Genomic DNA, 747 nt, shown 5'->3' on the forward strand with positions numbered 1-747 from the left:
TTTTCTTTACGCTCATTCTCATATTTTTTTCGTTGAAATAATTTGAATGTTGGGGGATTTTTCTTTCTATTTAGTTACAAGTATTTTTAAAGCCGTTTACTTTTATTATCTTTTGAGCTATTTTATTAATTAATTCTCTTTTTGAAGAAAACACTATACTATAATTACCATTACTAACTTTTTTAGATATACAACCAGTTTCTTTAGAAAAACTTATTGGTATACCATATCCTGTTTTCATATCTACTATATTTCCGTGTTTAGAATTTATTATTGTATTTTCAGGTATTAATAATGTCGTTTCTCCAAATTGTATTCTCTTATTTACTGGTCTTTTTGATATATTTTTTATCGTTTCTTCTACCTCCCCCTTATATTTTTCCACTCCTATTGCTCCTCCACCATCTCTTTTTTTCCATTCCATAATTTCTTGCTCTTCTCGCATTTCATTTGCTGTTTTTTCTAATCCATATCTTGCTAAACCTATTACTTCACATGAATTCAATAATATTATCCCTATTATTATTGTTATTATTTTTTTTATCATCACTGTCCAACTCCCATTTTTAAATTTCTTAAATAGCTGTTTATATCCGATACTCCCATATTTTCTTTTCTTTCATATGGAAATACATTTGTATTTAGTTTTGGACTATTTGATAAGCCTTTATCTGTATACTTTCCATTTGCATAATCTTTTAATAATTCTTCTTTGTTATACTTATCTTTCGATTCTAATAAATAAGG

Annotated in this window: 2 protein-coding genes; both read right to left on the reverse strand. The window is 26.2% G+C overall.

Annotated elements, in window-relative coordinates; all coding sequences use genetic code 11:
- Positions 1–70: 70 nt before the first annotated feature.
- On the reverse strand, positions 71–547 hold the full coding sequence (locus tag EII29_RS11385) for a hypothetical protein (RefSeq protein WP_125237606.1): 477 nt from the start codon (positions 545–547) through the stop codon (positions 71–73).
- On the reverse strand, positions 547–747 hold a 201-nt coding region (locus tag EII29_RS11390), incomplete at its 5' end, for a DNA replication protein (RefSeq protein WP_125237607.1). The genes EII29_RS11385 and EII29_RS11390, both read right to left, overlap by 1 nt.

The organism is Leptotrichia sp. OH3620_COT-345, assembly GCF_003932895.1.
Taxonomy (GTDB): domain Bacteria; phylum Fusobacteriota; class Fusobacteriia; order Fusobacteriales; family Leptotrichiaceae; genus Pseudoleptotrichia.

Excerpts from the sequence above, each read along its gene's own strand:
- EII29_RS11385 (WP_125237606.1), bottom strand. The coding sequence starts at position 547 with ATGATAAAAAAAATAATAACAATAATAATAGGGATAATATTATTGAAT.